At 68.4% G+C, this 26,159-nt stretch carries 25 protein-coding genes and 1 tRNA gene; 6 read left to right on the top strand and 20 right to left on the bottom strand.

Annotated elements, in window-relative coordinates; translation table 11 throughout:
- Nucleotides 1–71 precede the first annotated feature (71 nt).
- Entirely contained in the window at nt 72–896 is an 825-nt protein-coding gene (locus tag Q8K84_RS07630) for a division plane positioning ATPase MipZ (RefSeq protein WP_305282012.1), read from the bottom strand.
- 165 nt (nt 897–1,061) lie between these two features.
- On the opposite strand from Q8K84_RS07630, the gene panC reads away from it, so the two are divergent.
- On the top strand, nt 1,062–1,919 hold the full coding sequence (gene panC / locus Q8K84_RS07635) for a pantoate--beta-alanine ligase (RefSeq protein WP_305282013.1): 858 nt from the start codon (nt 1,062–1,064) through the stop codon (nt 1,917–1,919).
- A 4-nt stretch (nt 1,920–1,923) separates the two neighbouring features.
- Here the strand turns inward: panC and Q8K84_RS07640 are convergent, their stop codons facing one another.
- The 4 genes from Q8K84_RS07640 to Q8K84_RS07655 are packed head-to-tail and all read right to left on the bottom strand — an operon-like array spanning nt 1,924 to nt 6,692.
- The gene (locus tag Q8K84_RS07640) at nt 1,924–2,334 is read right to left on the bottom strand and encodes a DUF1489 family protein (RefSeq protein WP_305282014.1); all 411 of its coding nucleotides are present in this window, start codon (nt 2,332–2,334) and stop codon (nt 1,924–1,926) included.
- A gap of 9 nt (nt 2,335–2,343) precedes the next feature.
- Nucleotides 2,344–4,233, bottom strand: coding sequence for an acetyl/propionyl/methylcrotonyl-CoA carboxylase subunit alpha (locus Q8K84_RS07645; protein WP_305282015.1), 1,890 nt, complete (start codon nt 4,231–4,233; stop codon nt 2,344–2,346).
- Entirely contained in the window at nt 4,230–5,069 is an 840-nt protein-coding gene (locus tag Q8K84_RS07650) for an enoyl-CoA hydratase-related protein (protein WP_305282016.1), read from the bottom strand. The genes Q8K84_RS07645 and Q8K84_RS07650 overlap by 4 nt, the downstream gene beginning before the upstream one ends.
- Before the next feature lie 15 nt (nt 5,070–5,084).
- Complete coding sequence (locus Q8K84_RS07655) at nt 5,085–6,692, bottom strand: carboxyl transferase domain-containing protein (protein ID WP_305282017.1); 1,608 nt, start codon at nt 6,690–6,692, stop codon at nt 5,085–5,087.
- 46 nt (nt 6,693–6,738) lie between these two features.
- On the opposite strand from Q8K84_RS07655, the gene Q8K84_RS07660 reads away from it, so the two are divergent.
- Nucleotides 6,739–8,508 (top strand): patatin-like phospholipase family protein, encoded by a 1,770-nt coding sequence (locus tag Q8K84_RS07660; protein WP_305282018.1) that lies wholly within the window; start codon nt 6,739–6,741, stop codon nt 8,506–8,508.
- Between the two features lie 289 nt (nt 8,509–8,797).
- Here Q8K84_RS07660 and Q8K84_RS07665 read toward each other — a convergent pair whose 3' ends face one another.
- The 6 genes from Q8K84_RS07665 to Q8K84_RS07690 all read right to left on the bottom strand — a co-directional run bounded on the left by Q8K84_RS07665 (nt 8,798) and on the right by Q8K84_RS07690 (nt 13,818).
- Nucleotides 8,798–9,004 (bottom strand): hypothetical protein, encoded by a 207-nt coding sequence (locus tag Q8K84_RS07665; protein WP_305282019.1) that lies wholly within the window; start codon nt 9,002–9,004, stop codon nt 8,798–8,800.
- Nucleotides 9,005–9,140: 136 nt separating this feature from the next.
- The gene (locus tag Q8K84_RS07670; protein ID WP_305282020.1) at nt 9,141–10,307 is read right to left on the bottom strand and encodes an isovaleryl-CoA dehydrogenase; all 1,167 of its coding nucleotides are present in this window, start codon (nt 10,305–10,307) and stop codon (nt 9,141–9,143) included.
- Between the two features lie 100 nt (nt 10,308–10,407).
- The gene (locus Q8K84_RS07675; protein ID WP_305282021.1) at nt 10,408–11,874 is read right to left on the bottom strand and encodes a lysozyme; all 1,467 of its coding nucleotides are present in this window, start codon (nt 11,872–11,874) and stop codon (nt 10,408–10,410) included.
- Between the two features lie 67 nt (nt 11,875–11,941).
- Nucleotides 11,942–13,363 carry a magnesium transporter gene (mgtE, locus tag Q8K84_RS07680; protein WP_305282022.1) on the bottom strand — a complete coding sequence of 474 codons (1,422 nt, stop codon included), beginning with the start codon at nt 13,361–13,363 and terminating at the stop codon, nt 11,942–11,944.
- Between the two features lie 55 nt (nt 13,364–13,418).
- Nucleotides 13,419–13,503, bottom strand: a tRNA-Leu gene (locus Q8K84_RS07685).
- A 60-nt stretch (nt 13,504–13,563) separates the two neighbouring features.
- Nucleotides 13,564–13,818: a FliM/FliN family flagellar motor switch protein gene (locus tag Q8K84_RS07690; RefSeq protein ID WP_370867853.1), complete on the bottom strand. Its 255-nt coding sequence runs from the start codon at nt 13,816–13,818 to the stop codon at nt 13,564–13,566.
- A gap of 72 nt (nt 13,819–13,890) precedes the next feature.
- Between Q8K84_RS07690 and lipB the strand changes: the two genes are divergently transcribed.
- Nucleotides 13,891–14,622 carry a lipoyl(octanoyl) transferase LipB gene (lipB, locus tag Q8K84_RS07695; RefSeq protein ID WP_305282024.1) on the top strand — a complete coding sequence of 244 codons (732 nt, stop codon included), beginning with the start codon at nt 13,891–13,893 and terminating at the stop codon, nt 14,620–14,622.
- Nucleotides 14,623–14,625: 3 nt separating this feature from the next.
- Here the strand turns inward: lipB and Q8K84_RS07700 are convergent, their stop codons facing one another.
- From Q8K84_RS07700 to Q8K84_RS07710, 3 genes are all read right to left on the bottom strand, one after another.
- A complete protein-coding gene (locus tag Q8K84_RS07700; protein ID WP_305282025.1) occupies nt 14,626–14,988 on the bottom strand; it encodes a PRC-barrel domain-containing protein in 363 nt (120 codons plus the stop codon).
- Between the two features lie 84 nt (nt 14,989–15,072).
- A complete protein-coding gene (locus Q8K84_RS07705) occupies nt 15,073–17,052 on the bottom strand; it encodes an acetyl/propionyl/methylcrotonyl-CoA carboxylase subunit alpha (RefSeq protein ID WP_305282026.1) in 1,980 nt (659 codons plus the stop codon).
- Nucleotides 17,053–17,063: 11 nt separating this feature from the next.
- A complete protein-coding gene (locus Q8K84_RS07710; RefSeq protein ID WP_305282027.1) occupies nt 17,064–17,384 on the bottom strand; it encodes a heavy metal-binding domain-containing protein in 321 nt (106 codons plus the stop codon).
- Nucleotides 17,385–17,461: 77 nt separating this feature from the next.
- Here Q8K84_RS07710 and msrB point away from each other — a divergent pair, with 77 nt between their 5' ends.
- Nucleotides 17,462–17,953 carry a peptide-methionine (R)-S-oxide reductase MsrB gene (gene msrB, locus Q8K84_RS07715; RefSeq protein ID WP_305282028.1) on the top strand — a complete coding sequence of 164 codons (492 nt, stop codon included), beginning with the start codon at nt 17,462–17,464 and terminating at the stop codon, nt 17,951–17,953.
- Here the strand turns inward: msrB and Q8K84_RS07720 are convergent.
- From Q8K84_RS07720 to Q8K84_RS07735, 4 genes are all read right to left on the bottom strand, one after another.
- Nucleotides 17,950–18,747, bottom strand: coding sequence for an aminoglycoside phosphotransferase family protein (locus Q8K84_RS07720; protein WP_305282029.1), 798 nt, complete (start codon nt 18,745–18,747; stop codon nt 17,950–17,952). The two genes, msrB and Q8K84_RS07720, sit on opposite strands and share 4 nt — an antisense overlap.
- 44 nt (nt 18,748–18,791) lie before the next feature.
- Nucleotides 18,792–19,598 (bottom strand): BON domain-containing protein, encoded by an 807-nt coding sequence (locus Q8K84_RS07725; RefSeq protein WP_305282030.1) that lies wholly within the window; start codon nt 19,596–19,598, stop codon nt 18,792–18,794.
- 103 nt (nt 19,599–19,701) lie between these two features.
- On the bottom strand, nt 19,702–21,228 hold the full coding sequence (locus Q8K84_RS07730) for an acyl-CoA carboxylase subunit beta (RefSeq protein ID WP_305282031.1): 1,527 nt from the start codon (nt 21,226–21,228) through the stop codon (nt 19,702–19,704).
- Between the two features lie 91 nt (nt 21,229–21,319).
- The gene (locus tag Q8K84_RS07735) at nt 21,320–22,051 is read right to left on the bottom strand and encodes an ATP12 family chaperone protein (RefSeq protein ID WP_305282032.1); all 732 of its coding nucleotides are present in this window, start codon (nt 22,049–22,051) and stop codon (nt 21,320–21,322) included.
- Between the two features lie 83 nt (nt 22,052–22,134).
- Here Q8K84_RS07735 and Q8K84_RS07740 point away from each other — a divergent pair, with 83 nt between their 5' ends.
- Together Q8K84_RS07740 and Q8K84_RS07745 are read left to right on the top strand one after the other, a co-directional pair.
- The gene (locus Q8K84_RS07740; RefSeq protein ID WP_305282033.1) at nt 22,135–23,544 is read left to right on the top strand and encodes a DUF1800 family protein; all 1,410 of its coding nucleotides are present in this window, start codon (nt 22,135–22,137) and stop codon (nt 23,542–23,544) included.
- Nucleotides 23,541–24,785, top strand: coding sequence for a DUF1501 domain-containing protein (locus Q8K84_RS07745; RefSeq protein ID WP_305282034.1), 1,245 nt, complete (start codon nt 23,541–23,543; stop codon nt 24,783–24,785). The genes Q8K84_RS07740 and Q8K84_RS07745 overlap by 4 nt, the downstream gene beginning before the upstream one ends.
- On the opposite strand, the gene Q8K84_RS07750 is transcribed toward Q8K84_RS07745, so the two are convergent.
- Together Q8K84_RS07750 and crcB are read right to left on the bottom strand one after the other, a co-directional pair.
- Nucleotides 24,782–25,771 (bottom strand): RluA family pseudouridine synthase, encoded by a 990-nt coding sequence (locus Q8K84_RS07750; protein WP_305282035.1) that lies wholly within the window; start codon nt 25,769–25,771, stop codon nt 24,782–24,784. The genes Q8K84_RS07745 and Q8K84_RS07750 overlap by 4 nt on opposite strands.
- Nucleotides 25,771–26,151, bottom strand: a complete 381-nt coding sequence (gene crcB / locus Q8K84_RS07755; RefSeq protein ID WP_305282036.1) for a fluoride efflux transporter CrcB — start codon at nt 26,149–26,151, stop codon at nt 25,771–25,773. The genes Q8K84_RS07750 and crcB overlap by 1 nt, the downstream gene beginning before the upstream one ends.
- Nucleotides 26,152–26,159: the final 8 nt, after the last annotated feature.

The following is a 26,159-nucleotide window of genomic DNA, read 5'->3' on the forward strand; positions in this document are numbered from 1 at the left end:
GCCGGCCTTTGCGGCCCATCCAGACGAACAAGGCCAGGGCCGCGCACCCTAGCGCCAGATAGAGCATGGGCCTATTCGGCCGCCATCAGGGTCTGACCGGTCACCTCGCCCAGGCCGAGCGCGCCGATCAGGGCGCGAAGCTCCTGCCGGGCGGCCACGTGCTGCAGCGAGATCGCCACCGGACGGATAGCTGGGGACAGATCGGCGATGGTCAGGCCGAAGGGATAGAGCTCGCGATAAATGACCCGGTCACGCAGACCCGGCCCGACGCGGAAGCCGACCCGGCGCGACAGAGCCTTGACCCGTTCGTCCAGGCGGCGGCGGTTGCGGGCCTCGGTCGGCGCCAGGCGATTACGCAGCACCACCCAGTCGATGGAGCGGCCGTCGGCCACGGCGCGGGCCTTGCGGCTGTCCCAGACGGTGACGGAGTAGAGCCCCGGGCGCTTGAGATCGAGGGAGACGGGATCGACCACGCCCAGCATGTCGAAGTCGACGAAGCTGTCATTCATCGGGGTGACGATGAGGTCGGCCAGACCGTGGGCGGCCCGCGAGATGGCGGTGTCGCCGCCTGGAGTGTCGATCAGCACGAAGTCCGCCGCCTCATTGGCGGCCTCGAAGGCCTGATGGAAGGCGGCCAGGGCTTCCCCGTCTGGGGCCACCGCAAGATCGGGGCTCAAGGGGAATTCGAGAGGCATGGGCGCCTCAGCCTCATTGGCTGCCAGCCAGGCGCTTCGGCTGGCGAAGAAGTGGCCCAGGGACTGCTGGCGAAGATCCAGGTCGAGGACGGCCACCTTGGCGCCGCCATACATCAGGGCCACGGCAAGATGCAGGGCGATGGTGGATTTGCCAGCACCACCCTTCTCATTACCGACGACGATCACACGGGGTTGGGACATCAGTCCTGCTCCATCGATTCGGCCAGGCGGGCCTATAGGTTAACGAGACGCTTATGCCGACCGCCACGTCAACTTGGCAGACCCCTGGCCCTGTGGACGGATGGACGCACCCCCCAGGCGTCGGCCATAAGCCGCGGGCTGCTTTTCGAAGTCTGATGAGGCCCCATGTCCGCCGATATCCTGCCCATCGTCCGTACGGTCGCCGATCTGCGGACCCAGGTTCGCGCCTGGCGCGCCGCAGGGCTCACCGTCGCCATGACGCCCACCATGGGCGCCCTGCACGAGGGGCACTTGTCGCTGGTGCGGCTGGCCCGGACCCGGGCGCAGCGGGTGGTGGCGAGCATCTTCGTCAACCCGGCCCAGTTCGGGCCCCATGAGGATTTCGACCGCTACCCCCGCAATGAGTCGGGTGACTCAGCCCTGCTGGCCAGCGCCGGCTGCGACCTGCTCTACGCGCCGGACGTCAGCCAGATCTATCCGCAAGGCTACGCCACCAAGGTCAGTGTCTCCGGGGTCAGCGAGCCCCTGGACGGGGCCGCCCGGCCCGGCCATTTCGACGGGGTGGCGACCGTAGTGGCCAAGCTGCTCAACCAGGCCCAGCCCGATGTGGCTGTGTTTGGCGAGAAGGACTTCCAGCAGCTGCAGCTGATCCGCAGGCTGGCGATCGACCTCGACCTGCCGGTGGAGATCGTCGGCGCGCCCATCGCCCGCGATGCAGATGGCCTGGCCCTGTCCTCACGCAACGCCTATCTCAGCGCCGAGGAGCGCGCCGTCGCCGGGATGATGAACACGGTGCTGGCCGACGCCGCGACCCGGCTGAAGGCCGGTGATTCGGTGGAAAAGGTCGAGGCCACCGGGCGCGCGGCGCTGGAGCGGCACGGCTTTCAACGGGTGGACTATTTCGAGGTCCGCCAGGTCGGAGACCTCAGCCCCGCCGGTCCGCCGCCCTATGAGGGGGTGGTGCGCATCTTCGCCGCCGCCCACCTGGGCCAGACACGGCTGATCGACAATAGGGCCGTCTGAGCCCCTACCAGAGGCCAGCCTCGCGGAGTTGGCGGGCCAGTTCCGGCGGCGTCTCCTGGCCGCTGTCGCCGCCCAGGTCCGGTGGGGCGTCCTTGATGTCGAGATAGCGCCAGCCCTGGAAAGGCCGACGCGGGGTCGGCGCGACCCGCACCAGGGTCTCGTCCAGCACCATCTCGCAGCGGGCGTCCTGCCCCTCGCCCACCGTGGTCACATCCAGGATCAGCTGCCGGGTCAGGATCGCGCCCTTGTAGACCCGGTAGAGGGAGCCGCCATCGGTGAGCTCAGCCGCCCGCTTTGGCGTCTGGCGGGTGCGCAGGATCCAGGGCTGGCCGGCGGTCCCCTGGGAGGCGCGCCAGTCCAGCAGATCCTCCACGGTGTCGCAGCCGACGACGAGCTTGATCAGATGCACGGTCATGGCCGGTGTCTAGGCCGACGGGGTCAGCCGCGCCAGCACCACGCCCTCGCTGACCTGATCGCCGGCGGAGACCGAGAGCGCCTCGACCACGCCGTCAAAGGCCGCGGTCAGGGCGTGCTCCATCTTCATGGCTTCCAGGGTGACCAGGGTCTGGCCACGAACCACCGCGTCCCCCTGGGCCACCGCCACGGCCACCACCTTGCCCGGCATGGGGGCGATGACGACGCCGTCGCCCGCGGGCCCCTCGCCCGCCACGGCGGCGGGCGCTACGCCCGAGAAGGCGTAGGCCTCGCCGGCCTCGAACACGATGATGGCGCCAGAGGCGTCCAGCAGGACGTCAGCGGACAGAGGCCCCGCCGCCAGGGGCGCCGCAATGGGCGCGCCGTCGCGGTAGAGCCGCAGGGTCGCCGCAGGCGCAGCGTTCAGGCGAAAGCCCGTCAGCGCCTTCCAGGGGCCGCCGGGTTCGACCGACGAGGCTTGGGCCTGAGACAACAGGCCCTGGGCGGCCGCTGACAGGACGGCGGGGCTGGGGTCGGGCGCCTGGGCCAAGGCCTCCTGGCGGGCGGGGATAAAGCCGGTGTCCACCTCGCCGCGCAGAAAGTCAGGCTCACCGAGGCAGCGGGCGAGGAAGCCGGCATTGGTCCGAACCGGCCAGACCTGAACCTCGCCACAGGCCTTTCCCAGACGCCGCGCGGCGGCCTCGCGGGTCGGGCCATGGGCGATCAGCTTGGCGATCATCGGATCATAATGCGGGCTGACCGTGCCGCCGGCCTCGACGCCGGTGTCCACCCGGACGGTGTCTGGCAGCACGAAATGCTCCAGATCGCCGATCGACGGCAGGAAGCCCGCAGCGGGGTTCTCGGCATAGAGCCTGGCCTCCATGGCCCAGCCGCTCAGGGTGATCTGGTCCTGGCGCAAGGGAAGAGGCTCGCCAGCCGCCACGCGGAGCTGCCATTCCACCAGGTCCTGGCCGGTGACGGCCTCAGTGACAGGGTGTTCCACCTGCAGCCGGGTGTTCATCTCCATGAACCAGATGCGGTCGGCGCGCAGGCCCTCGCTGGCGTCGGCGATGAACTCCACGGTGCCGGCGCCCACATAGTCCACGGCCTGGGCGGCGCGGACGGCGGCGGCGCAGACGGCCTCGCGGACCTCAGGGCTCATGCCCGGGGCCGGCGCCTCTTCGATCACCTTCTGGTGGCGCCGTTGCAGGGAGCAGTCGCGTTCGAACAGGTGGACCACCTGACCGTGGGCGTCGCCGAACACCTGCACCTCGATGTGGCGGGGCCGGGTGACATAGGTCTCCAGCAGCACCCGGTCATCGCCGAAGGCGGCCGCTGCTTCGCGCTTGGCTGAACCCAGGGCCTCGGCGAAGTCCGACGCGCGCTCGACCTTGCGCATCCCCTTGCCGCCGCCACCGGCCACGGCCTTGATCAGCACGGGATAGCCGATCGCCGCGGCCTCACGGGCCAGGTGGGCGGGGTCCTGGTTCTCGCCGTGATAGCCCGGGGTCACCGGCACGCCCGCCGCGGTCATCAGGGCCTTGGCCGCGTCCTTCAGCCCCATGGCGCGAATGGCCGCAGGCGGCGGGCCGACCCAGGTCAGGCCCGCAGCCACCACCGCCTCGGCGAAGTCGGCGTTTTCCGAGAGAAAGCCGTAGCCGGGATGGATCGCGTCGGCGCCGCTCGCGCGGGCGGCCTCCAGCACGGCCTCGACCTTCAGATAGCTGTCCCGCGCCGGCGCCGGGCCCAGGCGCACGGCCTGGTCGGCTTCCAGGACATGCAGGGCCCCGTCGTCGGCGTCGGAATAGACCGCGACGGTCGCAAGGCCCATCTGGCGGGCGGTGCGAAAGATGCGTCTGGCGATCTCGCCGCGATTGGCGACCAGCAGGGTCGTGATCATTCGGACCAGCGGGGCTTACGCTTCTCGAGGAAGGCCAGCACGCCTTCCTGTCCCTCGTCGCTCACCCGCACCCGGGCGATGACCTTGGCGGTGTCCTCCATCAGGCCGTGGTCGATCTCCTGATAGGCCACGTGCTCGACGATCTTCTTGGATTCGATCACCGCCATGGGGCCGCAGGCCATCATTTCGGTGGAGAGGTCGGCGATGGCGGCGTCCAGGGCCGTGTCATCGGCGACCACCTGAGTGATCAGGCCAATCTTTTCAGCATGGGCGGCGTCGAAGGTGCGCCCCGTGGCGAACAGGCCGCGGGCCGTGCGGGGACCGACGGCGGCGACCACATAGGGGCTGATGGTGGCGGCCACCAGGCCCAGCTTGACCTCGGCGAAACTGAACTGGGCGTCCGCCGTGGCGATGGCCATGTCGCAGGCCGCGGCCAGACCCGCCCCGCCGCCATAGGCGCCGCCCTGCACCAGGGCGACGGTCAGGGCCGGGATGTCCCACAGGAGCTTGAGCATCCTGGCCATGGCCATGGCGTCTTCGCGGTTGTCGTCCTCGGTGTGGCCCGCGGCCGCCCGCATCCAGTCGAGATCGGCCCCGGCGCTGAATGTGCCGCCCGCGCCGCGCAGGAAGACCAGCCGGACATGCTCGGCCCCGTGCAGGGTCTCGAAGGTTTCCGACAGGGCGGCGATCAGGGCGCCATCAAAGGCGTTGCGACGCTCGGGCCGGTTGATGGTCACGATGGCGACGCCCTCGACGGTGGCCTCCAGGCGCACCAGGGGCGAGGTGGCGTCGGTGTCGAGACCTTCCACCAGGGGATCAGCGATGGGATGGCTCATGGTCAAAAGGCTCCGTCACATGCGGAAGACGCCAAAGCGCGTCTCGGGTACTGGCGCATTGAGCGCCGCAGAAATCGACAGGCCAAGCACGTCGCGGGTCTGGGCGGGATCGATGATCCCATCATCCCACAGGCGGGCGGTGGCGAAATAGGGGTCGCCCTCGGTCTCATAGCGATTGCGGACCGGCGCCTTGAAGTCGGCCTCGTCCTCAGTCGACCAGGTTTCGCCGCGGGCCTCGAGGCCGTCACGGCGGATGGTGGCCAGAACGCTGGCGGCCTGCTCGCCCCCCATGACGCTGATCCGGCTGTTTGGCCAGGTCCAGAGAAAGCGAGGGGAATAGGCCCGGCCGCACATGCCATAGTTGCCGGCCCCGAAGGAGCCGCCGATCAGGACGGTGAACTTGGGAACCTCGGCGCAGGCCACGGCGGTCACCAGTTTGGCGCCGTCCTTGGCGATACCGCCGGCCTCATAGCGGCCGCCGACCATGAAGCCGGAGATGTTCTGCAGGAAGACCAGGGGGATCTTCCGCTGGCAGGCCAGCTCGATGAAGTGGGCCCCCTTCAGCGCGCTCTCGGAAAACAGCACGCCGTTGTTGGCGAGGATGGCGACAGGATAGCCCCAGATGCGGGCGAAGCCGCAGACGAGCGTGGTCCCGTAGAGGGCCTTGAACTCATCGAAGTCCGAGCCATCGACGATGCGGGTGATGACCTCGCGCACATCATAGGGCGCGCGCACGTCACCGGGGATGACCCCGTAGAGCTCTTCAGGATCGAAGGCGGGCGGCCGCGGCTCGGCCAGGGTCATCCCGTGGCTCTTGGTGGTGTTCAGGTTGCCGATAATGGAGCGGACGATCACCAGGGCGTGCTCGTCATTCTCGGCCACATGGTCGACCACGCCGGAGCGCCGGCCGTGAGTGTCGGCGCCGCCGAGCTCCTCGGCGCTGATCACCTCGCCGGTGGCGGCCTTCACCAGGGGCGGGCCGCCCAGGAAGATCGTCCCCTGCCCGCGGACGATCACGGTCTCGTCGGACATGGCGGGCACATAGGCGCCGCCGGCGGTGCAAGATCCCATCACGCAGGCGATCTGGGCGACGCCCGCCGCGCTCATCTGAGCCTGGTTGAAGAAGATGCGCCCGAAATGATCCCGGTCGGGAAACACCTCGGCCTGGTGCGGCAGGTTGGCGCCGCCGGAATCCACCAGATAGACGCAGGGAAGCCGGTTCTGCAGGGCGATCTCCTGGGCCCGCAGATGCTTCTTCACGGTCATCGGAAAATAGGCGCCGCCCTTCACCGTGGCGTCATTGGCAAGGATCATCACCTCGCGGCCGGACACCTTGCCGACTCCGGCGATCAGGCCTGCGCCGGGCGCCTCACCATCATAGAGACCGTGGGCGGCCAGGGCGCCGATCTCCAGAAAGGGCGCGCCGGGATCGAGCAGGCGCATCACCCGATCCCTTGGCAGAAGCTTGCCTCGCGATTCGTGGCGCATGCGCGACGCCTCAGGCCCACCCAAGGCGGCTTGCGCCGTTTGAGCCCGAAGTTGGTCAACCAGGCCGCGATTCAGCTGCGCCTGGGTCTTAAATGCCTCGGAAGCCGGGTCGATGGAGGAAGTTAGCCTCGTCATATGCATGGCATAGCCGCGCACGCGGTTGCGCGCTAGGCTCCCCGATGTGGCACGACTGCCGGACCTTCCCAGCGACACCGCCCTGGCCCAGCTGTTCTTCAATGAACAGGTGGAAGGCGATGCCACATGGTTCTCGCTTCCCGGCGGCGGGGTGCTGTTTGAGCCGGGCGAAGCCGCCGACCATCTCTATTTTCTCCGCGCCGGGCGCCTGGGCGCCTTCCGCCGGGACGAGGGCCAGGAGCCGGAATTTCTCGGCGTGATCCGCCCGGGCGAACCGGCCGGTGAGATGTCCCTGCTGTCAGGGACTCCGCACACCGCGCGGGTGGTCGCCCTGCGGGATTCTGAAGTCTTCGCCCTGCCCCGGGACCTGTTCCTGGAGGCCGCCGAGGACGACCCCGGCGTGATGCTGGAACTGGCCCAGCTGATTGTCCGGCGCAGCCGCCGCCAAACCCATCGCACCACGGGCGCCGAGCCTTCGGTCTATGGCTTTGTCACCGTCGGCCAACCGGTCGCGGTGCGTCCGCTGGTGGACCGGATCGCCCGCCACATCATGCGCCAGGGCTATAGCGTCACCGTCGTGGGCGTCGAGGCGGCCATGGCGCCGACAGAATGGTATTCCGAGGTCGAGCGCACCCACGACTTCGTGCTCTACGCCGCCGAGGGCCAGGACCTGGGATGGCGGGCGGTCGTGGCCCGGCAGGTGGACCGACTGTTTCGGATCGGCAAGGCCTCGGCCCAGCCGCCCTCAAACATCATCCTGCATCCAGCCCAGCCCCTGCAGGCCCATCAGCTGGTCGACCTGATCCTGCTGCACCCTCGGGAAAGCCCCGCGCCGCGCACGTCGGAGGCCTGGGTCAAGGCCGCCCAGCCGGCCCGACTGTTTCACATGCGCCGGGACGACGAGGACGACGCGGCCCGCCTGGCCAGGGTGCTGACCGGCCAGTCGGTGGGGCTGGTGCTGTCGGGCGGCGGCGCCCGGGCCTATGCCCATGTGGGCGCGATCCGGGTCCTGCGGGAGCGCGGCGTGCCGATCGACTTCATCGGCGGCTCCTCCATGGGGGCCATCGTCGCGGCAGGCCTGGGCATGGGCTGGTCCGATGAGGAGGCTGACCGGCGCATTCGCGACGCCTTTGTCACCTCCAGCCCGCTGGATGATATCGCCTTTCCCCTGGTGGCCATGACCCGGGGCGAGAAGGTGCGCGCCAGGCTGCATGAGCACTTCGGCGATACGAGCATTTCTGACCTTTGGCTGCCCTTCTTCGCAGTCTCATCGAACCTGACCACCGGGGCCTATCAGATCCACCGTAGCGGCCGACTGGTGGACGCCCTTCGCGCCAGCATCGCCCTGCCTGGGGTCATGCCCCCCGCCACTCAGGGCGATGAGGTGCTGGTGGACGGGGCGGTGCTGAACAATTTCCCTGCCGACGTGATGAGCGCACTGCACCTGGGGCCTGTGGTCGGGGTCGATGTCACCCGGGGGCGCAGCATCACCGCCCGGGACGTCGCCCGTCCAGAATCGGTGTTGCGCTGGATCGCCTCGGGCGCCTGGCGACAGGGTCCGCCCATCGTCTCGCTACTGATGCGCGCCGCCACGGTGCCCACAGGCCGCGACCTGCGCGCCGCGCGCGAGAGTGTGGATTTGCTGGTGACCCCGGACATGACCGGCGTCGAAATTCGCAACTGGGAAGCCTACGACCCGGCGGTGAGCGCCGGATACCTGGCCATGGGCCAGGCCCTGGATGGACTGACCAAGCCCGTGACTGAGCTACGCCGCCGCGAGGCCCTGTGTGAGGGAACAGGAAAAAGATGGCGCTAAACGCCCGTGTGCTGGGGGAATTGCCATTCCTGGGAACTGACCCCATATTCGAGTCGGTGTTCAACAACTGAAAGGAGGTGATCCAGTGTCTCATTGTCATTTGTCGCAGTCGGTGACCGTGGCCTGGGCCTCCCACGAGGTTTGCGCTTAAGCGCTGCTAAGGTTGCGGGCCGCCGCGCTTGCGGTCCGACAATGGAAGGGCCGGCCCCGACAATGGGCCGGCCCTTTTTCGTATCTGGATATCCAGCGGCGCTCAGCCGGGCCGCGGGATCATGGCGTGGTCCGCGCCTTAGTTGCGACGATCGGTGGTGGCCGCGCCGGCGACACCGCCGATGGCCGCGCCGGCCGCTGCGCCCGTGAGGTCGCCGCTTACGGCTCCACCGATGGCGGCGCCGCCCAGGGCGCCCGTGGCGGCCCGCTCAGTCACGGTGGTGCCGCAGGCGGCCAGCGCCAGGGCGGACAGGGCGACAGGGATGGCGATCAGGGTCTTGCGCATGGGGAGGCTCCTCTGGGTTTCCCTATAGGCAAGCCGTCGGCATGCCCCCGGGTTCCCCCAAATCGACCGCTCAGCGGCGGACGAACCTCAGACTGAAGTTCTCACAAGCCCCGTCGACAGGCGCTTTCACGCCGCCTCACCCGCCGATCAGTTCCCGGCCGATCAGGAAGCGACGGATCTCATTGGTCCCGGCGCCGATATCGTAGAGCTTGGCGTCCCGCAGAAGCCGCTCGACGGGATAGTCCTTCGTATAACCCGCCCCACCAAGGGCCTGGATGGCCTCCAGGGCGCACTTCACCGCGTTCTCCGAGGCCATCAGGATGGCGCCCGCCGCGTCAAACCGGGTGGTGCGGCCCGCGTCGCAGGCTCTGGCCACGGCATAGACATAGGCCCGCGACGCGTTGAGGGCGACGTACATGTCAGCGACCTTGGCCTGCATCAGCTGGAACGAGCCGATAGGCGCGCCGAACTGCTTGCGTTCGCGCACATAGGGCAGCACCGCATCCAGGCAGGCCTGCATGATGCCCAGGGGGCCGCCGGCCAGGACGGCGCGTTCGTAGTCCAGGCCGCTCATCAGCACCCCGACGCCGCCGCCCAGGGGGCCAAGCACATTCTCGTCCGGCACTTCGCAATCTTCAAACACCAGTTCACAGGTGTCGGAACCGCGCATGCCCAGCTTGTCCAGCTTCTGAGCGCAGCTGAACCCCGTAAACGTCCTCTCGATGAGGAAGGCCGTGATGGCCCGTCCCGTGACCTCCGGGTCAGTCTTGGCGTAGACCACCAGCACATCGGCGTGCGGCCCGTTGGTGATCCAGAATTTCGTCCCGTTCAGCACATACCGGTCCCCGCGGCGCTCGGCGCGCAGCCGCATTGAGACCACGTCGGAGCCGGAACCAGCCTCGCTCATGGCCAGGGCGCCGACATGCTCGCCACTGATCAGCCGGGGCAGATAGCGCTGCTTCTGCGCTTCAGACCCCCAGCGGCGGATCTGGTTGATGCAGAGATTGGAGTGGGCCCCATAGGACAGGCCGACCGAGGCCGAAGCCCGGCTGACCTCCTCCATGGCCACCACGTGTTCGAGATAGCCCAGGCCAAGCCCGCCATAGGCCTCCTCCACCGTGACGCCGTGCAGTCCCAGGGCGCCCATCTGCGGCCAGAGATCTCGGGGAAAGGTGTTGGAGGCGTCGATATCGGCCGCGCGCGGGGCGATCTCGCCCGCGGCGAAGCGGGCGGTGGTCTCACGGATGGCGTCGGCGGATTCGCCGAGGCCGAATTCGAGGGCGGGGCCGGAGGTCGTGCTCATGCCCAAGGGCTATCACGGGCCGCCAAGCCTCGCGAGGGGACAATCGCCCCCCGTTTGCGCACCTAGCGGCAGGTCCTGCCCGCGAGGGCAGGTATCGACGTCAGTTCGGCCCTTCGCCCATCTCGTCCAGCTCGTCGCCGCCGCTCAGCCGCTGGAGCACCAGATAGGCGGCGACACCGAAGAAGCCGACCCCGGCGATCCCGGCGATCCAGCCGATGGTCAGGGGGCTGATCAGCCCGCCGTCGGTGACCCGGGCGTTGAACGCCCAGAACAGGCCGCCGGCGAACAGGGCGAGGCCCGCGCCAGCCAGGGTCAGCAGAGCGCCGAGATCAGCCCGGTCCACAGGCCTTGGGACAGGTTCGAAGGTCATGACCGACGGTTCGGAAATCGTGTCGTCGATAAACAGACGGGGCGCTTCCTCGGGCGAGGCCTGCGCCTCGGGGGGCGCAGACGGCGCCTCCAGGGGATCATTGGCCGCCAGCATCGGGTCGGTCAGCCGCGAGGTCCCGGCGGAGGTCGCCGCGGGCGGGGCCTGCGGCGTCTCATCCTGGTCCAGGTCCGGGGATGTCAGAACAAAGGCCCGCTCGGCCCCGCCGCCGACCAGCCCGACCGTCCCGCCCCAACTGGCCAGGGCCGCGGCGCGGGGGGGCTCGGGCTCCACGTCGGCAGGATCGGCAGGCGCGGGCAGGTCTTCGGCAAGGCTTGTCGTCGCCTCAGGGATCTCGGCGTCGAGTTCCGTCACAGGCGGGGCGTCCACAACCGGCGAGGCCATTGCAGGCGGCTCGTCGGAGGTCGTCTCGGGCTCTGCGTCAGGGACGGGGTTAGGCGTTGGCGTCTCCGAAGCGGCCTGCGGCTCGGCGGGCTCATCGCGGAAGATCGAGGCCAGGCGATAGCTGACAGCCGCGGCGGCGGCCTGGGCGGGACTGGGCGCTATGGCCTCGTCTTCCGGCGGCGCCGGCCGCAGGACAACCGCGGTTGGATCCCGCTCGGCCACGGCGTTCAGCCCATCGAGGGCGGCGCGCACGGCCAGGGGCGTGTCCCGCGGCACGATGCCGGCGATGTCAGCGTCAATATTGGGACGGAGGATCGGCGACGGGGCCGGCACCCAGCCGTCCATCGGCGTCAGGAACAGGGTCTTCTCTGCGGCCCGGCGGCGCACCAGGGCGTCGATGACAATCCGTTCGCCTTCGAAATCGGCCTTGCGCCACAACTCCATGGCGCAGGCCGCCTGCAGCAGCTGGCCCTCATTGATCCGGCGAAGCACGGCGGAGCGGCGGAAATTGTCGAGCCCGATATTGAAGGCGAAGCAGCACAGAGCGTCGAACTGATTCTGGGTCAGGGGAGCGTAGGTGATCTCGTTCACCAGATGCGCCACGGCGATCAGGTCGTAGAGCAGCAGGGCTTCGGCGTCCCGTTCAGAGACCTCGGCCCCTTCCCGCGCCGTCAGGGTATGGCCATAGCCAATCGTCCATCGACCATCGGCCAGCCTGGCGGACTTGGCTCGGTAGCCTTCGAAGCGCTTGATCAGGTCGATCGCAGCGCGGGAGATCTGGTGACGCGGTTTCATGGCCGTCCTGATCCATGTTGAGACACAAACACGGGGTCTGGGCCTCAAGCCGCAAGATAGGGGCCGCTTACAACAGGATCAGGGCGGCAATCCCCAGGAAGGCGAAAAATCCTGTGAAGTCGGTGACGAAGGTCACAAAGACAGCAGATGAGACCGCAGGGTCCCGGCCCATCCGCTCCAGGGCCAGGGGCACGAGGGCGCCTGCCGCCGCGGCGACGAACATGTTGATGACGATCGCTGCGGCGAAGGCGACGCAGAGGCGGAGGTCGCCGAAGATCAGATAGATGGCCACGCCGGTGACCACGGCCAGGACGACGCCATTGACGACGCCGACGATCATCTCACGGCTCACCGTGCGTACGGCGTTGACCGCAGACAGTTCGCGGCTGGCCAGGGCGCGCACAGCCACGGTCAGGGTCTGGGTCGCGCCATTGCCGCCCAGGGATGCGACGATCGGCATCAGCACCGCCAGGGTGACGACCTCGGCGATCTGCGCCTCAAACCCCTGGATGACGCTGACCGCCAGGGCCGCGGTGAGGGTGTTGAGCAGCAGCCAGGGCAGGCGCGAGGCGACCATGTCCCAGACCCCGCCGTGCCGGCCGCTGTCAGAGACGCCAGCCAGGGCCAGGATGTCCTCGCGGCTTTCCTCATGGATGACGCCGACAATGTCATCGACGGTGATCTGGCCGACAAGGCGGCCCCCCGGCTCGACCACCGGGGCGGAGATCAGGTGGTACTTGTCGAAGATGTAGGCCACCTCCTCCTGGTCCATATCGACCGGGATTTCGGACAGCGACTCCATGATCTGGGCCAGGGGCACGTCGCGACGGCTGCGCAGCAGGGTGCTAATCGGCACCGCGCCCACCGGCTTGTAGGACGGATCGACCACATAGACGTCGAAGAACAGTTCGGGCAGGTCGTCGGCTTCGCGCCGAAAATGATCGATGGCCTGGCCGACGGTCCAGAACTGCGGGGCGGCGACCACCTCGCGCTGCATCAGGCGGCCAGCGGTCTCCTCGCCGTAGGACAGGGCGCTCTCGATAGCGGCGCGCTCGCCCTCGGGCAGGGCGGCCAGAACCTCCGCCCGCTTGTGGACCTCCAGGTCCTCGACCACGTCGGCGGCGTCGTCGGAATCGAGTTCGCCGAGCGCCCGGGCCAGGACCTCGGGGGAGACGGCCTCGAGAATCTCTTCGCGAATTTCGTAATCCAGCTCCGACAGGATCTCGGCCAGGGCCTCGGGATCCAGGTGCGGCAGGATTTCCTTGCGATCATCGGCGGCCAGAAAGCCGATCAGGTCGGCCACGTCGGCAGGATGCAGGGCGCTCAGCAGTTCGCGCAGGCGCTCGGAGTCACCGCGGTCAGCGGCGTCCACCACCATGGAGACGAACTGCGGATTGAGCGCATAGTCCTCGCCCAGGGCGAGGTCTTCCAGGTCTTCTTCGCGGTCAATCTCGACTTCAGCGGCAGGGTCGGCCCGTTCACGGCTCATCTGGCCTCCCCTGCTCTGCTATCGAAATCTACCGCTTCTGCTGTTCCTGGCTCACTGGTGCGGTCGAGAAGACTCGAACTTCCACGGGTTGCCCCACAGCGACCTCAACGCTGCGCGTCTACCAATTCCGCCACGACCGCCCGTGGTGAGCCGCGGGGCGTAGCAAACCGCCGCTGCTTTGTGAAGGAGAGTTTTGCGCCTTAGCTTCCGCCGGCCATGTAGTCGAACACATTGGCCTCCCGGGTGACCGCAATGGCGATCTTGTCGTCGCTGATCTGGATCTCGCCTCGGGCCACCGGATGATTGTTGGCCAGGATCCAGACCTCCTCGTTGACAGTGGCGTCGAGGGGAATCACCGCCCCACGGCCCATGCGCAACAACTGCTGCATCGGCAGGGAGGCACGGCCGAGCACGACCGAGATCTCCACATTGACCGCCTGAACCTGACTGGACAAACCCACACCCCTGAGCGCCGCCTCATCTGCGACTTTGCAGCCGGCGGCTTGAGGCCCCACATTGCCCTTGCCATGCTTGACCGCGCGTTAAATCCAGAGCCGTCCCCGACAAAGTTTCATCGCCCAGACGGCGCGCCCGTGGGCTGGGCCGTCTCACCGGGGCTGGTGGACTACGAGTCCGCTGTGGCGGCGATGGAGACCCGCGCCAGCGCGATCGCCAATGGCGAGGCCGGCGAGCTGGTCTGGCTGCTGGAGCACCCCCCGCTCTATACCGCCGGGGTTTCGGCCAAGCCGGGCGATCTGCTGCAGCCCGACCGATTCCCGGTGTTTCAGAGTGGTCGGGGGGGACAGTTCACCTATCACGGCCCAGGTCAGCGGGTGGCCTATGTGATGCTCGACCTCACCGCCCGTCGCCGGGACGTCCGGGCCTTCGTCGCCGCCTTGGAGGGCTGGGTGATTGAGGCCCTGGGCCGCTTCAATGTGGAGGGCGCCATCCGCCCTGGTCGCGTGGGGGTCTGGGTCGAGCGTCGGACGCCGGGCTTTGCGCCGCAGGAGGACAAGATCGCCGCCATTGGCGTGAAGCTGCGGCGCTGGGTGTCGTTCCACGGGATTGCGCTGAACGTCGAACCCGACCTCAGCCATTTCGCCGGCATTGTGCCCTGTGGGGTCACTGAGCACGGGGTGACCAGCCTTGTGGACCTCGGGCTGCCGGTCACCATGGATGAAGCCGACGCGGCTCTGCGCGCCGGCTTCGAATCCCTGTTCGGCGCGACGGCGGCTGCTGAGCCGCCGTCCCTGCCTTAGGCCTTAGGCTGTCGCGCCGTAATAGCCGGTCACTTCCTCACGCCAACCATAGTCGGCGCCGCTGAAGCGGGACTTGTCATAGCCCGGCGCGCCTTCGAGGGTGTCCTTCTCGAGGGCGACGACGAAGCCGTCCTGCTCAGTGTCATAGGTCAGGACCGACCAGGGCAGCGGATAGTGCTTCTCGCCCATGCCCAGCAGGCCGCCAAAGGCCATGGTGGCGAATTCGGCCTGGCCCGAGTGCTTGTCGATGAAGATGTTCTCCACCGTGCCAAGCTTCTCGCCCTGGGGGTTGTAGACGCTGACGCCTTCCACCTTGTCGGCGGCGATCAGGCGCATGTCGGTGCGGTCGGCGGGATCGTTTGCCATGTCTGGCTCCTTTGTGTGGTGGGTCTCCCCAAGGGAACCCTCCACAGGCGCCGGTGTTCCGAAGGCCACGCTCCAGAGATCAGTCTAGGCGAACTCGACCAGCACCTCGTCGGCGGCGACGGAGTCCCCGGCCTTGGGACCGACCATCTTCACCGTTCCATCCCGTTCGGCGCGGATGATGTTCTGCATCTTCATGGCCTCGATGATAGCCACCACCTCGCCGGTCTTGACCTCCTGGCCCTCGACCACATCGAGGCTGACCACAAGGCCAGGCATGGGCGACAGCACCAGTTTGGCGGTATCGGCGGCGAGCTTGGGGGGCAGTCGCTTGTGCAGCAGGGCCGAAACGGGCGTGAGCACCAGCACGCGAGCCTCAGCGGCCCGGTGGCGGATGATGAAACCCTCGGCGGCTGGCCGCACCTGAGCGCTGAACTGCGCCCCGTCCAGGGTGGCCGAAAAGACCGGCCGGCCTGGCCGCCAGTCGATATCGGACAGCACCAGGCGCCGCCCGGCCTCGGTCAACTCCACCGTGACCGTCTTCCCCTCGACGCCGAGGCGCACGGGGTGATCGGCGCCGCCGAGATTGACCACCCAGTCGTGGCGGCCGCGGCCCGGCCAGGCGCGCTCGCTCATGACCTGATGCATGGCGCAGGCCGCGGCGATCTGGATATCGGTCTGGCGTGAGGTGGGCGCGGTCCCCTGAAAGCCGTCCGGGAACTCGTCCTTGATATAGCTGGTGGAGAGGTCGCCTGACCGGAACCGGTCTTCGTCCATCACCGCGACCAGGAAGGGGATGTTGTGCCCCAGCCCCTCGATATGGAAGGTCTCCAGGGCCTCGCCCATGGCGTCGACCGCCGCCAGCCGTGTCGGCGCCCAGGTCGACAGCTTGGAGATCATCGGGTCGTAGAACATGGAGATCTCGTCGCCCTCACGGACGCCGGCGTCGTTGCGCACCGTGAGGTCCGCGCCGGTCCGCTCTTCGGGCGGCCGATAGCGCACCAGCCGACCGATGGAGGGGAGGAAGCCCCGATAGGGGTCCTCGGCATAGATGCGGCTTTCGATGGCCCAGCCATTGATCGAAAGATCGCCTTGAGCGAACGGCAGCGGCTCACCTGCGGCCGAGCGGATCATCTGCTCCACCAGGTCGATCCCGGTGATCAGCTCGGTGACCGGGTGCTCCACCTGCAGACGGGTGTTCATCTCCAGGAAGAAGAAGCTGCGGTCCTGCCCGGCCACGAACTCCACAGTGCCCGCGCTGTCGTAGCCGACGGCCTTGGCCAGGGCGATGGCTTGGTCGCCCATGGCCTTGCGGGTGGCTTCGTCCAGGAGGGGGCTGGGCGCCTCCTCGATGACCTTCTGGTTGCGCCGCTGGATTGAGCATTCCCGCTCAAACAGGTGGACCACATGGCCGTGCTTGTCGCCCAGCACCTGGATCTCGATATGGCGCGGGCTCTCGATGAACTTCTCGATGAAGATGCGGTCGTCGCCGAAGCTGGACTTCGCCTCGGCCTGGACGGCGGGGAAGCCCTCCTCCACGTCCTTGCGGGTCCAGGCGACCCGGATGCCCTTGCCCCCGCCCCCGGCGGACGCCTTGATCATCACCGGGTAGCCGATCTCCTCGGCGATCTGGATGGCGTGGGCGGTGTCGGAAATCTCCCCCACATGGCCAGGCACTGTGGAGACCCCGGCGCGGCCGGCGGCCTTCTTGCTCTCGATCTTGTCGCCCATGGCCGCGATGGCCTCGGGATTGGGGCCGATGAAGACAATGCCCTCGTCGGCGAGCCGCCGGGCGAAGCCGGCGTTTTCCGACAGGAAGCCAAAGCCCGGATGGACGGCCTGCGCGCCGGTCTCGCGGCAGGCGGCGACAATCTTGTCCGCCACCAGATAGCTTTCCGACGCTGCGGCCGGTCCGATGAAGACCGCCTCATCGGCCATCTCGACCGCCATGGAGTCAGCGTCAGCCTCGGAATAGACGACCACCGTGGCGATCCCCATCCGGCGGCAGGTCTTGATGATGCGAACGGCGATTTCGCCGCGGTTGGCGATCAGGATTTTTGAAAACATGGTCACTGAACTCAACGCAGCTTCACCGCCGTACCCGAGGCGCTGACCATCAGCATCCCGTTCTCGGCCCCCAGGGTCTCGTAGTCGAGGTCGACGCCGACCACCGCGTCGGCGCCCAGGCCGCTTGCCTCGGCGCACATTTCGCGCAGGGCGATGGTCCGCGCCTCGCCCAGGGCCTTCTCATATCCCCCAGCCCGACCGCCGATGATGTTGGTGATGCCGGCGAAAATGTCCCGGAAGATGTGGGCGCCAATGATCGCCTCTCCGGTGACGACCCCAAGGGTCCTTGCGATCTCGCGCTCGGCGATGCTCGGGGTGGTGGCGGTGATCATTCCTGGGCTCTCCGACATCGCCCCCAATTGACAGGGGGTCCTTCCGATCCGTCGGGGGCGACCTTAGATTGGCTCACATGACCAAGCCAGCCGAGTCCCCCGCGACGCCCTTTGATCTGACGCCCCCCGACCTTGCGGAACGCAAGACCCTGGAAGCCGACCTGACGCTGGAAGAGGCCGATGTCCTGCTCCGGCATGGCACAGAAGCGCCGTTCTGCGGCGGGTTGCTCGATAACAAGGAAGACGGCGCCTACTGCTGCCGCCTCTGCGGACTGCCCCTTTTCCGCGCCCACACCAAGTTCGAGAGCGGCACCGGCTGGCCCAGCTTCTTCGCCCCGATGACCGAGGCCCACGTCATCGCCGTGCGCGATGTCAGCTATGGGATGGTGCGGGTGGAGACCCGCTGCGCCCGGTGTGACAGCCATCAGGGCCACGTCTTCCCCGACGGCCCGCCCCCGACCGGCCTGCGCTACTGCATCAATTCGGTGTCGCTGGAGTTTGTGCCGGACGGCGAGCCCCTGCGCGATCCCCTGGGCCGTGGCGACAACGCCCATAGCGGCGCGGCCTAACCGGCCGCCTCAAGGAGGGCGAGCAGCGCCCTGGCCGTGGCCGGGTCGCTGCCGTCCTGGGCGTGCCAGGCGGCTGAAAGGCCGGCGTGAGCATGGGCCCAGGCCCTCAACCGGGCCGGCTCCAGATCGGCCGTCCGCGCGATCTGTTCCAGGCGCGCGGCGAAGCGGTCGAGGGTGACTGAGGCCAGGTCGGGATTGGGAAAGATGTTGGCGTAGTCATAGGCCCGCTCGCCCACCAGCCCCCAGGGATCGATGGCCAGCCACCCGTCAGCGCCGAAGTCCAGCACATTGCCGTGGTGGATGTCCCCATGCAGGAGCACGGGGTCACGGGCGGTCTCCAGCAGGCCTGCGGCCACCTGACGCGCGCGGGCCAGGGTCGGGTCGCCCGACTGGGTCAGGGCGGAAAACAGCTTGGCCAGGGGCGGCGCGGCCGGCCGTGGGGAGTCCCGTGGCGCATGCAGCCGGGCGACCACCTGGCACAGGATCGCCGTGGCCGCCTCATCCCGGCCGGCTCGAACCATAGGCGCCAGTGTATCGCCCGGCGCACGGACCATCAGCAGCGCCTCGCCCTGCACGGCGAGCACTGGAGCTGCGCCCTGCCCGTTCCACCAGGCCATGACGCCGCCGCCCCGACGCTCATCGGGGCTGTGGGCCAGTTTCAGCATGGCGGCCTGCGAGCCCGCTCGCACTGGAAGCAGACGTGAGCGTGTCACTGGCATAAACATGACATCGCCCTCCGGAACGAGGTTCCAGAGGGCGAGCCACGGTTCGAAATCATCTAGAGCACCGCCCATCCCGCGAGCCTAGGCTGGCTGCGGCGCCGGGGGCAATCTCGGCTCTATTCCTCGCCGTCGGTGACCTTGGCGAGGGTGGAGTTGGTGGCCATACGGGCAGGCTGGCCGGTGATGGAGGCCTGATCGACCCGGGGCTGAACCCGCAGATTGTTCTGCACGTGCTTCACCCCGTGGATGTCCTCCACGCAGCGCTCGGCCCGATGCTTGGCCCGGCGGTCATCCACCGTACCGCTCAGGGTCACTTCGCCGTCCTTCACCTGGACCTGGATCTCCGAAGCGTCGAGCCAGGGATCGTCGGCCAGGTGGTGATGGACGTCATCGCTGATTCGGTCGTCGGGCCGGACATAGCCCTTGGGGCCGCGGCCCCGGTGGCTGCGGGCGTGGTCCCGGTCGCGGCGGCGTTCAGCGTCGTCATCGCCAAACCAGGAAGCCACCTCGTCACTGGTGCGATCCCAGAAGCCCCGGTCGTCCCCGCGGTCGATCCGCCGTTCGTGGCCGCCATAGACGCGGGCATAGGCGTCACGGGTCGAGGACTGCTGCGGGGCGGCCGGGCCGCCGAAGCCGCCCTGCTCCATCGCGTAGCCTTCCTGGCCAAAATAGCCCTCGCCATAGATGCGGTCGCGATCTGGCCCTGAAGCGCCCTCGCGAGGTGGGGTGCGCCCACTGGCGTCTCGGCCATAGGCGGCGCCGCTCTCACGCTCGCCAAACACCGGGCCGCGGGGGGATTGTTGCGGGGCGAAGCTGCGGGCCTCGTCGTCCCGTTGTCCATAGGGCCCCGAGCGCCGGTCCTGGTCGCCGCGCATACGGCGAATGCGTTCGTATTCCTGGTCTTCGGTCCACCTGTCGGCCATGGCTGGTTCTCCCGTTGTTTGGTCTCGATGCGCGCGTCGCGCTCTCTCAAGACAACAGGTTCAGGCCGACCTTGTTCCGACACGCCCGTTGAGGCGGGAGGCCTCAGAGCGGGATATTGTCGTGCTTCTTCCAGGGGTTGGAGAGGGTTTTACCCTTGAGGGATCGCAGGCCGCGAACGATGCGGCGCCGCGTGCCATGGGGCATGATGACGTCATCGATATAGCCGCGGGCTGCAGCCACGAAGGGGTTGGCGAAGCGATCCTTGTACTCCGCCTCCCGCGCCACAAGCTCCTCAGGGGTCTGGTTGCGGAAGATGATCTCCACCGCGCCCTTGGAGCCCATGACGGCGATCTCGGCGGTGGGCCAGGCATAGTTGAGGTCGCCGCGGATATGCTTGGAGCTCATCACATCATAGGCCCCGCCATAGGCCTTGCGGGTGATGATGGTGATCTTGGGCACAGTGGCCTCGGCATAGGCGAACAGGAGCTTGGCGCCGTGGCGGATCAGCCCCCCCTGCTCCTGACGGGTGCCCGGCATGAAGCCCGGCACGTCGACGAAGGTCACCAGGGGGATTTCGAAGGCGTCGCAGAAGCGCACGAACCGCGCGGCCTTGCGGCTGGCGTCGATGTCCAGGACGCCCGCCAGCACCTGCGGCTGGTTGGCGACAATGCCCACCGGCTGGCCGTCCATGCGGGCGAAGCCGCAGATGATGTTCTTGGCGAAGTCGGGGGATATCTCGAAGAAATCGGCTTCATCCACGACCTTCGAGATCAGTTCCTTCATGTCGTAGGGCTTGTTGGGATTGGCCGGCACGAGGCTGTCCAGGCTGGGCTCATCCCGCTCGGCCTCATCGAAGCTGGTCCGCACGGGCGGCCGCTCGCGGTTCGATGTGGGCAGGAAGTCCACCAGACGGCGAACCTGGGTCATGGCCTCGAGGTCATTTTCGAAGGCGCCGTCGGCGACCCCTGACTTCATGGCGTGGACCCGGTAGCCGCCCAGGTCTTCGTGGCTGACGTCCTCGTGGGTGACGGTCTTCACCACGTCGGGACCGGTGACGTACATGTAGCTCGTGTCCTTCACCATGAAGATGAAGTCCATGATGGCCGGCGAATAGACGTCGCCCCCGGCGCAGGGGCCCATGATCACGGCGATCTGCGGGATGACCCCTGAGGCCAGGGTGTTTTCCAGGAAGATGTCGGCGTATCCGGCCAGGGAATCGACGCCCTCCTGGATGCGGGCCCCACCGGCGTCGAACAGGCCGATGATCGGGGCGCCCATCTTCAGGGCCTGGCGTTGGACCTTGAGGATCTTCTGCGCATGCGCGCTGGACAGTGATCCGCCGAAGACCGTGAAATCCTTGGAGAAGACGAAGACCGTGCGGCCGTTGATCGTGCCCCAGCCGGTGACCACGCCATCGCCGGGCACCTTCTGCTCGGCCATGCCGAAGTCGGTGGCGCGGTGCTCGACGAACATGTCGAACTCTTCAAACGACCCCTCGTCCAGCAGCAGGTCGACCCGCTCCCGGGCCGTCAGCTTGCCCTTGGCGTGCTGGGCCTCGATCCGCCGGGCCCCGCCCCCCTGGCGTGCGGTTTCCCGTTTGGCTTCGAGCTCTATGAGGACCTGCTTCATGCCGAACCCCTCCCTGGCGACCACTGACCGCTCAGCCGTAATGGGCGCCGCAAGGCCGCGCAAGTTCACCCCGCGTCAGCAGAATTGGCCCTTACCCTGCGTCCAGGGCGCGGAACCAGGCGTCCAGCATGGCCGACTCCACCGACAGGCGGGCGACCCGCTCGGCGGCCTCCTCATCCACGCCCCAGGCCTCCTCCTGGAAGATCTCGTCCAGACGCGAGAGGCTGAGCGCCTGGGCGCCATCCAGCCAGCCCCTTTGGAGGGCCAGCGCCAGGACGCCGGAACCATAGAGGGAGGCGCCGAAGGCCACTCCGGCCAGATGGAAATCATCCAGGGACCGCGCCAGATCGCGGACCTTCGTCAGGGTGGCCTCCGGTTGCGGACAATGGATAATCCCGGCCGCGCGGACAAACTGCAGGCCGAGTTCCCCCTCGGCCCGTTGAAGCACCGGCTCCCAGTGGGCCGTCTGGCGGTGAACCAGGGCCTCGGGTTCCTGGGCGAAATAGCAGAGCAGGTCAGAGCTCGCATAGTCGGCCACAGACTGGGCCGTGGCCTCGCGGGCCTGGGGAATGGAATCGATGGCGGTATTGGCCAGTCGCGTGGCGTGCATCCCGGCGACGTCCAGGGTCTCGCCCTGCCCGGCCCACTCCTCGGCGATCAGGTCCGCCAGCGCCCGGGTAGGCGTGACCAGTCGACCGCCCCGGGGTCCGCGCACCTGGCGCTCATCAAGCAGGATGGCATGGCCGTCCTCTGCCTCGGAGACGGACACGGTCTTGTAGAATCGTCGCGGCCGGTCGCCGGCCTCTTGATAACCACGTCTCAAATTCGACTCCATTGGATGCGACGGAGATGGGGTGGATGATCGTGGAATGGGGGATCGCCCCGCCGCGCGCAAGGAGGCGCCTTATGGCCCTGCCCGACCGTGATCTCCAGGCCGCAATTGCGGCGACCCGATTCGGCCTCGGCGCGCGGCCAGGGGAGATCGCAGCGGCGCGCAGCGACCCGCAGGGCTTCCTCCTCGGCCAGACCAGACCCCTCACCGCCGCCCTGCCCGTCCGCGCCCTGCCGCTGGAGCGGGCCGAGGCCATGCAGAACTTTCGCCAAGCGCAGTCGGCCTTTTCGCGGGCCAACCAACAGCAGGACCGCAAGGCGCAGGCCCTGCGACCGGAGCTCAATGCTCGCCGCGCCATCCTGCGCGATCAGATCGCGGCCGATGTCCTCCAGCGGGCGGTGACCGGCGCCACCACCGATCAGGGGTTCGCCGAGCGCTGGGCGCTATTCTGGGCCAACCACTTCACCGTCGGCGCGGGGAATTTCGTGCGCACCGCCACGATCGGTCCCTTTGAGGCCGCCGCTGTCCGCCCCAACGTCTTTGGCCGCTTTGCGGACCTATTGGTCGCCGCCGAAACCCATCCCGCCATGCTGCTCTATCTCGACCAGAACGGGTCGGTGGGACCCGACAGCCCGCTGGCCCAGCGTATGGCCGGGGCGAAGGCCTCCCGGCGTCAGGTCGGTCTCAATGAGAACCTGGCCCGGGAAATCCTGGAGCTACACACCGTCGGGGTGAATGGCGGCTACACCCAGGCCGATGTCACCGAATTCGCCCGGGCGCTCACCGGCCTGACCTTCCGCGGCTTCAACGGGCCCGCCGAGCAGGTGGGGCAAAGCTATTTCCGCCAGATCGCCCACCAGCCGGGACCACGCTCGGTGATGGGGGTTCGTTATGAGATCGAAGGCGAGGCCCAGGCCCTGGCCATCCTGAACGACCTGGCGGCCCGCCCAGAGACCGCACGCTTTATCGCCCCCAAGATCGCCCGTCATTTCGTCGCCGATGATCCGCCGCCATCGCTGGTGACGCGGTTGGAGACGGTCTGGCGAGACACCGATGGCGCCCTCGACCAGGTAGCCGCCGCCTTAATCTCCGCGCCCGAGGCCTGGACGCCCGACCCTGCCAAGTTCAAGACGCCCTATGAGTTCATGATCTCCAGCTGGCGGGCCGTGGGCGCGGCGCCCAAGGCGCCGGCGGACCTCGCCATGCTGACCGCCATGGGACACCGGCCCTTCCATGCCCCCTCGCCCGAGGGCTGGTCCGACGAGCAGGCCGCCTGGGCGACGCCGGACGGGATCATCAAGCGGTTGGTCTGGACGCAGGGCTACGCGCCGCGGGGGATCGGACCAGCCGATCCCTCCGAGGTCGCCGCCCAGGCCCTGGGCGCCCGCCTGTCGCCAGCCACGGCCAAGGCTGTGGCGCGGGCCGAATCCCGCGGCGAAGGCTTCGCCCTCCTGCTCATGAGCCCGGAGTTTCAGCGCCGATGATCCCTCCAGCCCTGTCACCTGCGCACCTGAACCTGTCACGCCGCCGCCTGCTGGCCGCCGGGGCGGGCCTGGGACTCGGCCTGCACATGTGGGGCGGCGGCGCCATGGCCGCCCAGGGACGGGGCAAGTTCATCCTCGTCATTCTGCGGGGCGCGGCCGATGGCCTGTCGATCACTCCGCCCCTCGGCGACGCCAATTATGTCGCCCTGCGGCGCGAACTGGCGATCACCGATGACGCCTTCCGGGTCGACGGAGATTTCGGACTGCATCCGGAGCTGAAGACCGTCCACCGGCTGCTTGCAGCCGGACAGGCCCGCATCGCCCCGGCGGTCGCCATGCCCGCGGTGGGCCGATCCCATTTTGAGGCCCAGGACCGACTGGAGGCGGCCTCGGGAGACGATGTGAGCTCAGGCTGGCTGAACCGCGCCATGGCCAGCCTGGCAGGGTCCGGGCCCGTCGAGGGCCTGTCAGTGGGCCCGGTGGCGCCCCTGGTGCTGCGCGGCGAGGTCGCCACCTCGTCCTGGTCGCCGGGGCGGGCGGTGGAGACGCAGGCGCGTCTGCCCATGCTGATCCAGGACCTCTATGCCGACGACGCCCTGCTCAGCGCGGCCCTGGCCCGGGGGCTGAAGACCGAGGTCCTGGCCCAGGCCAATCTGGCTCGCCTGGCTGCGGACACCTCTGATACGTCCAGCGCGGCGAACCCCTCACAATTGAGCCGCAGCCTGGTGGGGGACAGCCGTGAGGCGGCCGGCCGGCTGGGCGGGGCGGTGGCGGGGTTCGTCCAGCAGGAGGCTGGCGCCGACATGGTCGCCATCTCCCTGGACGGGTTCGACACCCATGCCAATCAGGCCGGGGCGCTGTCGCGGCGTCTGGCCTATGTGGACGCCCTGCTGGACGGACTCCACCAGGGTCTGGGTCAGGGCTGGCGCGACACGGTGGTGCTGGTGGTCACCGAGTTCGGACGCACGGCGAGAACCAATGGCACCCTGGGCACCGACCATGGCACCGCCTCGACCGCCCTGGTGCTGGGCGGGGGGCTGAAGCCCGGCGGAATCATCGGCGACTGGCCGGGCCTGCAGGAGGCCCGCCTGGTCGATAACCGCGACCTAGCGGCCACCACTGACCTGCGCAGCCTGTTCAAGGGCGTGCTGGCCGACCATATGGGCGTCGAGCGCCGGGCGCTGGACACCACGGTCTTTCCCGATAGCGCCGCGGCGCGGCCGGCTCTCGGCCTGGTTTAGCGGCGCTTGCGGCCGAAGGGCTCAGGGTCGGCCTCGTGCTCGTCAAAGCCGAAGCGGGCGAAGCCGGCCTTCATCTCCGGACTGAGCGGGGCTTCGAGGATCAGCATGCCGCTGGAGGGATGCGGCAGGGTCAGTCGCCGGGCATGCAGCTGAAGCTTGAGCTGGCCTGACAGCTGGGCCGAGGCCTCGTCCCCGTACTTGGGGTCGCCCAGGATCGGATGGCCCATGGCCTTCATGTGGGCGCGGAGCTGGTGGGTGCGTCCAGTGTGGGGCCGCAGGGCCATCCAGGCGGCCCGGGGTCCGGCCCGGCTGACGGTCACGAACTCCGTCTCGGCGGGGTCGGCGTCCTTGTCGCCCTTTTCGGCCGGCACGATCATCTCGCGGTCGCCAACGCCCCGCTTCACCAGGGGTAGCTCCAGCACCCCTTCGGTGGGTCGCGGATTGCCCATGACCAGGGCCCAGTAGGTCTTCTGCGCCTTGCGCCGCGCAAAGGCGCCGGCCAGCTTGGCCGCCGCCGAGGGCGACTTGCCGAGCACCAGAACGCCCGAGGTGTCCCGGTCGAGGCGATGGACGAGCCGGGGGCGCGCCAGCCCCTCCCCCCAGGCCCCGAGCAGGCGGTCGACATGGCTCGTGGTCTTGGTGCCGCCCTGGACGGCCAGGCCAGAGGGCTTGTTGAGCACCAGGACCTCATCGTCCTCGTAGATGACCAGGCTCTTCACGAAGGCCACGTCGCGGGGATGCAGCTCGACGGCCTTGCGGCTGTCGCCCTTGGCCGGGGCGTCCGGCAGGGGCGGCACGCGGACCGTCTCACCGCCCTCCAGGCGGGTATCGGGCTTGGCCCGAGCGCCGTCGATGCGGACCTGCCCCGAGCGGATCAGCTTGTGCAGCTGGCCCTGGGTCAGGTGCGGCCAGCGGCGGCGGAACCAGCGGTCCAGACGCACCCCGCCCTCGGCGGGATCGACGACCATGTTGAGGACCTCACGCATCAGGCGAACCTGCGCATCAGCATCAGGCCTGCGAACAGGGCGGTGACGGACACCACCACCGAAACCAGGGCGTAGCCAAAGGCCTCGCCGTAGGCGCGGCGCTCAATCATCAAGGCCGTCTCCAGGGAAAAGGCGGAAAAGGTGGTGAAACCGCCCAGCAGCCCCACCCCGAGCAGCAGGCGGATCCGCTCCTGGTCGGCGCCGCTACGCTGCGCCAGCCATCCGACCAGAAGGCCCATGAGGAGGCCCCCCGACACATTGGTCAGCAGGGTGCCCATAGGCCAGGCGGACCCGAAGCGGTGCAGGCTGGCCACGCCGAGGAGGTAGCGCATCACCGCGCCGGCCCCGCCCCCGATGGCCACCAGAAAGAGCTTATCCATGGCCCCTT

Source organism: Phenylobacterium sp. (assembly GCF_030679875.1).
Classification (GTDB): domain Bacteria; phylum Pseudomonadota; class Alphaproteobacteria; order Caulobacterales; family Caulobacteraceae; genus Phenylobacterium.

What these genes read in the sequence shown, in the direction of transcription:
- Q8K84_RS07630 (WP_305282012.1), bottom strand. Translation starts at nt 896, where the DNA reads ATGTCCCAACCCCGTGTGATCGTCGTCGGTAATGAGAAGGGTGGTGCT.
- panC (WP_305282013.1), top strand. Translation starts at nt 1,062, where the DNA reads ATGTCCGCCGATATCCTGCCCATCGTCCGTACGGTCGCCGATCTGCGG.
- Q8K84_RS07640 (WP_305282014.1), bottom strand. Translation starts at nt 2,334, where the DNA reads ATGACCGTGCATCTGATCAAGCTCGTCGTCGGCTGCGACACCGTGGAG.
- Q8K84_RS07645 (WP_305282015.1), bottom strand. Translation starts at nt 4,233, where the DNA reads ATGATCACGACCCTGCTGGTCGCCAATCGCGGCGAGATCGCCAGACGC.
- Q8K84_RS07650 (WP_305282016.1), bottom strand. Translation starts at nt 5,069, where the DNA reads ATGAGCCATCCCATCGCTGATCCCCTGGTGGAAGGTCTCGACACCGAC.
- Q8K84_RS07655 (WP_305282017.1), bottom strand. Translation starts at nt 6,692, where the DNA reads ATGACGAGGCTAACTTCCTCCATCGACCCGGCTTCCGAGGCATTTAAG.
- Q8K84_RS07665 (WP_305282019.1), bottom strand. Translation starts at nt 9,004, where the DNA reads ATGCGCAAGACCCTGATCGCCATCCCTGTCGCCCTGTCCGCCCTGGCG.
- Q8K84_RS07670 (WP_305282020.1), bottom strand. Translation starts at nt 10,307, where the DNA reads ATGAGCACGACCTCCGGCCCCGCCCTCGAATTCGGCCTCGGCGAATCC.
- Q8K84_RS07675 (WP_305282021.1), bottom strand. Translation starts at nt 11,874, where the DNA reads ATGAAACCGCGTCACCAGATCTCCCGCGCTGCGATCGACCTGATCAAG.
- mgtE (WP_305282022.1), bottom strand. Translation starts at nt 13,363, where the DNA reads ATGAGCCGTGAACGGGCCGACCCTGCCGCTGAAGTCGAGATTGACCGC.
- lipB (WP_305282024.1), top strand. Translation starts at nt 13,891, where the DNA reads ATGCTTGACCGCGCGTTAAATCCAGAGCCGTCCCCGACAAAGTTTCAT.
- Q8K84_RS07700 (WP_305282025.1), bottom strand. Translation starts at nt 14,988, where the DNA reads ATGGCAAACGATCCCGCCGACCGCACCGACATGCGCCTGATCGCCGCC.
- Q8K84_RS07705 (WP_305282026.1), bottom strand. Translation starts at nt 17,052, where the DNA reads ATGTTTTCAAAAATCCTGATCGCCAACCGCGGCGAAATCGCCGTTCGC.
- Q8K84_RS07710 (WP_305282027.1), bottom strand. Translation starts at nt 17,384, where the DNA reads ATGATCACCGCCACCACCCCGAGCATCGCCGAGCGCGAGATCGCAAGG.
- msrB (WP_305282028.1), top strand. Translation starts at nt 17,462, where the DNA reads ATGACCAAGCCAGCCGAGTCCCCCGCGACGCCCTTTGATCTGACGCCC.
- Q8K84_RS07720 (WP_305282029.1), bottom strand. Translation starts at nt 18,747, where the DNA reads ATGGGCGGTGCTCTAGATGATTTCGAACCGTGGCTCGCCCTCTGGAAC.
- Q8K84_RS07725 (WP_305282030.1), bottom strand. Translation starts at nt 19,598, where the DNA reads ATGGCCGACAGGTGGACCGAAGACCAGGAATACGAACGCATTCGCCGT.
- Q8K84_RS07730 (WP_305282031.1), bottom strand. Translation starts at nt 21,228, where the DNA reads ATGAAGCAGGTCCTCATAGAGCTCGAAGCCAAACGGGAAACCGCACGC.
- Q8K84_RS07740 (WP_305282033.1), top strand. Translation starts at nt 22,135, where the DNA reads ATGGCCCTGCCCGACCGTGATCTCCAGGCCGCAATTGCGGCGACCCGA.
- Q8K84_RS07745 (WP_305282034.1), top strand. Translation starts at nt 23,541, where the DNA reads ATGATCCCTCCAGCCCTGTCACCTGCGCACCTGAACCTGTCACGCCGC.
- Q8K84_RS07750 (WP_305282035.1), bottom strand. Translation starts at nt 25,771, where the DNA reads ATGCGTGAGGTCCTCAACATGGTCGTCGATCCCGCCGAGGGCGGGGTG.
- crcB (WP_305282036.1), bottom strand. Translation starts at nt 26,151, where the DNA reads ATGGATAAGCTCTTTCTGGTGGCCATCGGGGGCGGGGCCGGCGCGGTG.